Origin of the sequence: Mycobacterium simulans, from assembly GCF_900232995.1 — a bacterium.
Taxonomy (GTDB): Bacteria; Actinomycetota; Actinomycetes; order Mycobacteriales; family Mycobacteriaceae; genus Mycobacterium; species Mycobacterium simulans.
Genome location: NZ_OCVX01000005.1, coordinates 357,176 through 365,079 on the forward strand (window position 1 = coordinate 357,176; position 7,904 = coordinate 365,079).

The 7,904-nt window shown below is 65.1% G+C and carries 6 protein-coding genes; 5 read left to right on the top strand and 1 reads right to left on the bottom strand.

Annotated elements, in window-relative coordinates; translation table 11 throughout:
- Positions 1-93: 93 nt before the first annotated feature.
- From fadD28 to MSIMFI_RS20240, 4 genes are all read left to right on the top strand, one after another.
- Positions 94-1,836 (top strand): fatty-acid--AMP ligase FAAL28/FadD28, encoded by a 1,743-nt coding sequence (gene fadD28, locus MSIMFI_RS20225; RefSeq protein WP_191498856.1) that lies wholly within the window; start codon positions 94-96, stop codon positions 1,834-1,836.
- Positions 1,837-1,844: 8 nt separating this feature from the next.
- The gene (locus MSIMFI_RS20230; RefSeq protein ID WP_318187413.1) at positions 1,845-4,472 is read left to right on the top strand and encodes an MMPL family transporter; all 2,628 of its coding nucleotides are present in this window, start codon (positions 1,845-1,847) and stop codon (positions 4,470-4,472) included.
- A gap of 82 nt (positions 4,473-4,554) precedes the next feature.
- Positions 4,555-5,703, top strand: coding sequence for an aromatic ring-hydroxylating oxygenase subunit alpha (locus MSIMFI_RS20235; protein WP_191498858.1), 1,149 nt, complete (start codon positions 4,555-4,557; stop codon positions 5,701-5,703).
- 10 nt (positions 5,704-5,713) lie between these two features.
- Positions 5,714-6,364 carry a TetR/AcrR family transcriptional regulator gene (locus MSIMFI_RS20240; protein ID WP_186242387.1) on the top strand — a complete coding sequence of 217 codons (651 nt, stop codon included), beginning with the start codon at positions 5,714-5,716 and terminating at the stop codon, positions 6,362-6,364.
- Here the strand turns inward: MSIMFI_RS20240 and MSIMFI_RS20245 are convergent.
- The gene (locus MSIMFI_RS20245; protein WP_186242386.1) at positions 6,361-7,047 is read right to left on the bottom strand and encodes an LppX_LprAFG lipoprotein; all 687 of its coding nucleotides are present in this window, start codon (positions 7,045-7,047) and stop codon (positions 6,361-6,363) included. The two genes, MSIMFI_RS20240 and MSIMFI_RS20245, sit on opposite strands and share 4 nt — an antisense overlap.
- A 144-nt stretch (positions 7,048-7,191) precedes the next feature.
- Here MSIMFI_RS20245 and MSIMFI_RS20250 point away from each other — a divergent pair.
- Positions 7,192-7,904: PE family protein (locus tag MSIMFI_RS20250; protein ID WP_191498859.1), on the top strand; the 713-nt coding region annotated here is incomplete at its 3' end.

Below are 7,904 nucleotides of genomic sequence, written 5' to 3' on the forward strand. Positions count from 1 at the left end.
GTTGCGGCCGAGCAGACACAGAATCGCACGGTCAGGGGCTCGTGGGTGCGATTCTGTGTCTGCTCGCGCAACGACGCCGGTAACGTCGTGCCCATGAGTGTGCGTTCCATTCCCGCTGTGCTGCGCGATTGGGCCCGTCTGCAGCCCAACGACACAGCGATCACATTTGTCGATTACGAGCAGGACTGGGATGGTGCTGCGCTCAAGCTGACGTGGTCGCAGCTGTATCGGCGCACGCTCAACGTCGCACGGGAGCTAAGTGGTTGCGGTTCCCAGGGTGATCGCGCGGTGATCTTGGCTCCGCAGGGACTCGACTACATCGTCGCCTTTCTGGGCGCGTTGCAGGCCGGTTTTATCGCTGTCCCGCTTTCGGTGCCGCAGGGTGGTGCTACCGACGAACGGGTGGATTCGGTGCTGCGCGATGCGTCGCCCGTTGCCGTTCTCACCACATCTTCTGTCGTAGGCGATGTCGCCCAGCATGTTACGGCGCAGTCGAGGAATTCTGTTTCCTCGATCATCGAGGTTGATTCGCTAGATCTGGACTCCCCCAATGGATCTGGTGGCGGCGATGGAACTTACCCGCCCATCGCATACTTGCAATACACGTCCGGATCGACTCGTACGCCCGCCGGCGTGATGATGTCTCACCAGAATCTGCGGGCCAATTTCGAACAGCTGATGTCTGGCTACTTTGCCGAGACCGACGGGATCCCCCCGCCGGATGTCACGCTCGTATCGTGGCTGCCGTTCTTCCACGACATGGGTTTGGTTCTGGGCGTTTGCGCACCGATTCTGGGTGGGTATCCTGCCGTGCTCACCAGCCCGGTATCGTTCCTTCAGCGTCCAGCCCGATGGATGCACTTGTTGGCCAACAATTCTCAACCCTTTTCGGCGGCACCAAACTTCGCCTTTGAGCTGGCAGCCAAAAAAGCATCGGACGCCGACATGGCCGGACTTGACCTTGGCTGTGTAAACACCATCCTCAGCGGTAGCGAGCGGGTACAGCCCGCAACGATCAAGCGCTTCGCCGACCGCTTTGCGCGCTTCAATCTGCAAGACAACGTGATCCGGCCCTCGTACGGGCTCGCGGAAGCAACGGTGTACGTGGCGACCAGTAGGCCGGGCCAACCACCAAAACTCCTCGACTTCGAAACAGAGAAATTGTCCGACGGCGAAGCCAAGCGGTGCGCAACCGGTGGCGGCACATCGTTGGTCAGCTACCTGGTGCCGCAATCGCCGATCGTGCGCATCGTCGATCCAGACACCTCGATCGAGCGCCCCGAGGGAATGGTCGGGGAAATCTGGGTGCACGGCAACAACGTCGCCGCCGGATATTGGCAGCGACCCGACGAAAGTGAGCGCACGTTCGGCGCGAAGCTTGTCACCCCGTCCGACGGCACGCCCGAAGGTCCGTGGCTGCGAACGGGAGACTCGGGTTTCGTCGCCGGCGGTGAGTTGTTCATCATCGGCCGGATCAAGGATCTCCTGATCGTCTATGGGCGCAACCACTCTCCCGACGACATCGAGGCGACGATCCAGGAGATCACCCGGGGCCGCTGCGCGGCGATATCGGTTCCGGGTGATCGCAGCACCGAAAAGCTGGTCGCCATCATCGAATTCAAGAAGCGCGAGGATTCCGACGAGGACTCGGTCGACCGGATGGGCGCCATCAAGCGCGAAGTCACCTCGGCGTTATCAAGTTCGCACGGTCTTCGCGTCGCGGATCTGGTTCTCGTGCCGCCCGGCGCGATTCCCATCACCACAAGCGGCAAGGTCAGGCGGGGGGCGTGTGTCGAGCAGTATCGGCAGGATCAGTTCGCCCGCTTGGACGTTTAAGCATCACCGTGGGTACTGACGACGCCGAACCCCGATCGCGGCTCGCCAAACTCGTCGTCATCGCCGCCTGGATTGCGGTGGCGGTGATTGCCAATGTGATTCTGGCGCTCACGCACGCGAAAGCCGGCGATACGGGCTCGGCGCTGCTGCCGCACGACGCCAAGACGGCTGCCGCCAGCAGCCGGATAGGGCAGGCATTCCCGGGCACCGGTACCAACGCCATCGCCTACCTGAGTGTTGATGGGCGCGACACGCTTGGGCCGGCGGACAAGCATTACTACGACACCGTCGTCACCGCGTTGCGCGCCGACACCGCCCACGTGGGAGCGGTCCTTGACTGGTGGTCAGATCCGCTCACCGCCGCGCTGGGAACCAGCCCCGACGGCAGGTCCGCTGTCGCGATGGTGTGGCTGAAGGGCGAGGCGGGCAGCATCCAAGCACACCGGTCGCTCGAGGCTGCCCAGATGGTGATACGCAAGCTTCCGCCGAGCGCGGGGCTTCGCGCCCACATCGCCGCCCCGGCTACCACCAGCGATGTGCCCCTGCAGATGACCGCGTGGCAGGGCGCGGCGATCGTGACCGCCGCGGCGTTGCTCGCCGTCCTGCTCATGCTGCGGGCCCGGCTGTCCAAGATTCTGCTGGGGATCACATTGGTGAGCTCCGGGTTGTCGCTGGCGGTGGCGTGGCCGCTGACCGCGGTGTTGTGGGGAATCACCGTGTTCTCGGTGACGCTGGCCGCCGTCCTAACGCTCGGCACCGTCACCGTATCCACCATGCTGGTTGCGCGGCGCGAACCTGACCCAACGGCCAAGCGCGCATACCGCGACGCCCTGCCGGCGTTAGTCCTGCCCGGCGCATGCGTCGCCGTGCTCACCGGGCCGCTACTGCTTGCCCAAACCCCGGCGCTGTACAGCGTAGGCATCGCGGCAGTGGGAGTTGTTGTGGCACTTGCGGCTTCGGTGACGCTCATCCCGGCTCTGCTCGGGCTCGCCGGACCGGCATGGACGTCGGCGCCGCGAGGGGACGGCCTCGCCGTGACACCGCCGCGATCCATGCCCAGCTTCTTCAATCCGGTTGTCGCTGTCGTCGTGGTATTGGGCATCTGCGCGCTGCCCGTCATCGGCATACGGTGGAATTCCCTTGACAGCTCGGCGAAGACGAGCGGCGCCCAATTCGTTCCGGGGCGATCGCTGCCCGATGTGGTGGTGGTCAAGTCCGACCATGACCTTCGCGACCCGGCGGGCCTCATAGCCATCGACGCGGTAAGCCGGCGCCTGATGGAGATTCCCGGTGTCCGCAAGGTGGAATCGGCGGCATGGCCGGCCGGCGTGCCGTGGACCGAGGCCTCGCTGACGTCGGCCGCGGGAAGGCTGGGCGATCAGCTCGATCGTCAGGCCGTGACGTTTGTGCCGCAGGTGAATGCGATCAAGTCACTGGCGTCCACGGTCGATCAGGTGAACGCCGCGGTGAAAGACCTGGAAGCCAGCATGACCGCCGGCCTGTCCGGGCTGACCGAAATGCAGCAGGTCATCAACCGTGTGGTCGCCGGTACGCGCAACATCAAGGGCACCACCGTGCAGGTGTCGGGATACCTGGACCCGATGCGTGACTGGGCGGGCGGCATCGCGGACTGTCCCGCGGACGTGCTGTGTTCGGCAGCGCGCAAGATCGTCGATCCTCTGGACAGGGTGGTCGCCGACGTGGCGGTGCTCTCCGATGGCGCAGACCGCATTGCCGCGATATCGGCCAGGACCGCGGGCGCCTTGACCTCGACGCCGCAGGCGGTGGCGCAAATGCAGTCGGCGTTAGAGCAGCTACGCAGCTTCGTGCCCACCCTGGAACGGACCGTCGAGCAGACCATCCCGCAAGTCGTACAGTTGTCGACGTTCCTGAAGAACCTCAGCAACGATTTCGCCGACACCGGCGAGGGCGGGTTCTACCTCTCCAGAAAGGCACTGGCGGATCCGTCGTACCAGAACGTGCGCGCGACGATGTTCTCGTCGGACGGCGCGGCGACCCGGCTGTTCGTCTATTCCGCCGGGGACAAACCGGACCTGAATGCCGCGGCGCGTGCGCAGCAGCTCGAAACCGTCGCAGCCAACGCGACCAAGTACGGAAGCCTCGTCGACAGCCAGATCACCCTGAACGGGGCCGCGCACTTAGCCGCAACCGTCCGCAGCGCCGTCACCCACGATGCGGTGCTGCTGGCCATCACGCTGCTCGCGGTGCTGGCCCTGGTCGCCATGTGGCGCGGCGCCGTCATCGGCTTTGCGACGGGTCTCGGGGTGTTGGCCTCTTACCTTGCCGCGCTAGGGATCTCGGTTGCGATATGGCAGCATCTGCTGGGCCACGCCCTGCACGCCTCGGTGGCTCCGGTGTCATTCGCCATCCTCGCGGCGTGCGGCATTCCGTATCTTCTGGCCGCAGCGGTGTCGGTTCGGGGTGCCCTAGCGCCGCTCATGGCGCTCGGCGCCGCATTCGGCGGCGGGCTGGTGCTTGTGTCGAGCGGTTCCTTCAGCGCCCTCGGTCAAATCGGCAGCGTCATCGTTCTCGGGTTGGGGACGCTGACCGTGGTGCGCAGGTGCATCCCGGCAGCGGTGTTCGGGGATCGAACTCCCCCCACGCTCCTTTCTTGAACTGAATCGTCTGCCTAAGGCTCAGAGTGCCGGTGTAGTGCTCGCCCTTGACAGGTGGTTATCAGCCGATAACATATCCCTTATGTTATCAACTGATAACCGAGCCGAGCTCGGACGCATTCTCACAGACATCGGGTGTTACCTCGACGACAATCCACCGGCACTGAGCCTGCCGCCGAGTGCCTACACTTCCCCGGAGCTGTGGCAGCTTGAACGGGAGCGGATCTTCAACCGGTCCTGGATGCTGGTCGCGCATGTCGATCAACTCGCCGAAACCGGCGACTATGTTGCGGTTTCCATCGCCGGAGAGCGGGTCATGGTGGTGCGGGGCGGCGATGGTGAACTGCGTGCCATCTCGCCGATCTGCCGGCACCGGATGATGCCCCTGGTCGAAACCGGTGCTGGACGCACCGACACGTTGACTTGCCAATACCACATGTGGCGATACGGCCTCGACGGCCGCTTGCGCGGGGCACCCCACATGGCTGCCAACAAAGACTTCAACCCTCGGGATTGCCGGCTTCCGCAGTTCGCGGTGGCCACCTGGAACGGACTGGTGTGGGTGAACCTCGATGCCGACGCCGAACCAATCGGTGCGCATCTTGATCTCGCTAACGACGAGTTCGCCAGCTATCGGCTCGCTGAGATGGTGCAGGTTGAGTCGTGGTCGCATGAGTGGCGGGCAAACTGGAAGCTGGCGTCGGAGAACGGTCACGAGAACTACCACGTGCTCGGCTTGCATCGGCAAACCCTGGAGCCGTTGGTGCCGGGCGGCGGCGACCTGGATGTTCGGCAGTATTCGCCATGGGCGCTGCGTATCAGGGTTCCCTTCACCTTTCCGCTGGACGTGAAATCGTTGCAGCTCAACGAGGTTCAAAAGAGCAACCTGTCAGTGCTATGGACGTTTCCCAACAGCGCGCTGGCCGCCGCGGGCGAGCGGGTCGTGTGGTTCGGCTTCATTCCGCTGAGCATCGACCGGGTGCAGGTGCTCGGCGGAGTGCTCACCACCCCCGAGCTGGCTGCCGACTCGGCAGCCACAGCCCAGACGGCGCAGTTCGTGACGGCGATGGTCAATGACGAGGACCGGCTTGGACTGGAGGGCGTGCAGGTTGGCGCGGGCTCCCGGTTCGCCGAACGCGGGCACCTCAGCCCGAAAGAACAACCCGGCATGCTCGCGTTCTACCGCAACCTGGCAGAGGCACTAGGCGGCGACCAGACAGGTAGTGGCTAACCTTGCCGGCATGCCGATGGAGGCCGGGCGGTGGAGCCCAACAGCACTTCGCATCCTGGGGGCCGCCGCCGAGCTCATCGCTGTGCGGGGCTACGCCTCCACCTCGACGCGCGACATCGCCGCCGCGGTGGGGGTGGAGCAGCCGGCCATCTATAAACACTTCTCGGCCAAACGCGACATCCTCGCGGCGCTGGTCCGGCTCGCCGTGGAGTGGCCGCTCGAACTGTACGGCAACATCATCGCGATGCCCGTTCCCGCGGTCGTCAAGCTGCACCGCTGGCTGCAGGAATCGCTGAATCATCTCCAGGCTTCGCCCTATGTACTGGTTTCCATCCTTATCACGCCTGACCTGCAGCAGGACGCCTTCGTCACGGAACGAGAGCTGGTCGCGGAGATAGAGCGCGCGCTCGTCGGCCTGATCGAGACGGGGCAGGCCGAATGCGATGTGCGCGCAATGAGTCCATTGTCGGCGGCCAGGCTGGTGCAGGCGTTGTTCGACGCCCTGGCCCTGCCCGAATTTGCGGTCAGCCCGGATGAGATTGTCGAGTTCGCGATGACGGCGCTGGTGTCGGATCCCACTCGGCTAGCCGAGATCCGCTCTGCCGCAAATGCTTTGGAAATCCAGCTGGCACGACCCAGCACTGGGCGGCTTAACAACTAGTCGACGTTCACCGGCTCGTTCCATTTGGAAAGCGTGACCTGGACCGACTTCCCGGACCCAAGGTCCACGCTGGCCCGGACGAGTCGGTGCGAACCGTCAGAGGCGATCCACACCGTCGCGGGCGCCGAATTTCGAGCGTCCGGAACCAGGATTTTGACGGTGTCGGGCGGGAGGGTCCCGGTGATGCGGGTGGTGGGAACTCCGTCGATCACCTCCGGACCTTGCGATTGCAAGTTGGTGACACCCGACAGCATCTTCGCGACCCCATTGATGGGGTCAAGCAGGCGTGAGGCCGACAGATCGGAGACCGAACCGAGATTGGTCCAGTCGTCGAACAGCTTCACCGAGATGGTGTCGTCCTTGACCCGGAACGGGACGCCCGCCTCGTCGTGGTAGGTGCAGACTCCCTTCGCTGTGAGCGGGTTGGCCCGAACATCGACGTCGGCGCTGGTGATACCGAGCATGCTGTCGATTTGCCCCGTCGTTCGGACCGCCAGGTGCGCGCTGGTCAAGGCCTTGGTCGCGTCCACGGCCTGCCGGATATCGGCCATCAGCGGAGAGTCAACCGTCGAGGTGGCCGAGCTCGGCGCCTCCGAACTAGGCGGGGCAGTCGAGCAACCGGATAGGAAAAGCATCAGACAGGCCATTCCGATGACCGCAATGGAAGTGACGCGTGTTGCCATTGCCGTTAAACCTCGTCTCAACTTTGGGTGAATCGCCAAGCTTAGACGCCCGATATGAGCGGTTTCGCAAGGGCGCGAACCAGATCCTCCTACGATGAGTGGGCGCTGCCCGCGCGGTATGGATCACCTTGTGTGAGGTTCCCGATGTCATTTGTGATCACTGCGCCACAGCTGCTCTCGGCCACGGCCGGACAACTAGCCGGGATCGGATCAACGATCGGCGCGGCCAACGCGGCGGCCGCAGCCCCAACAACCACGGTGCTGGCCGCGGCCGAAGACGAAGTGTCGGTGGCCATCGCCGCGCTGTTCGGCTGCTACGCCCAGGGCTACCAGGCGCTGGGCGCCCAAGCGGCATCGTTTCACGACCGGTTTGTCCAGACGCTCACGGCCAGCGCCGGGTGGTACGTCAGCGCTGAGGCCGCCGGCACCAACCCTTTGCAATGCGTGCTCGATGCGATCAACGCGCCCACCCAGCTGCTATTGGGACGCCCGCTGATCGGCAACGGCGCCGACGCGACCGCACCCGGCCAGAACGGTGGCGACGGCGGATTGTTGGTCGGCAACGGGGGCGCCGGCTACAGCAGCACCACCGCCGGGGTGGGCGGCACCGCAGGCGGCAATGCGGGGTTGATCGGCGCCGGAGGACGCGGTGGGGCCGGCGGGGTCGGCGCTGCCGGCGGCGCAGGCGGCAACGGCGGTTGGCTGTACGGCACCGGCGGCGCCGGTGGTAACGGCGGGGCCGGCGCGATGGGTGGGGCCGGCGGCAATGCCGGGTTGTTCGGCAACGGCGGGGCAGGCGGGGCCGGCGGCGACGGGTTGGCAGGAGCAGCGGGGGTCAATCCGACGCAGCACGTGAC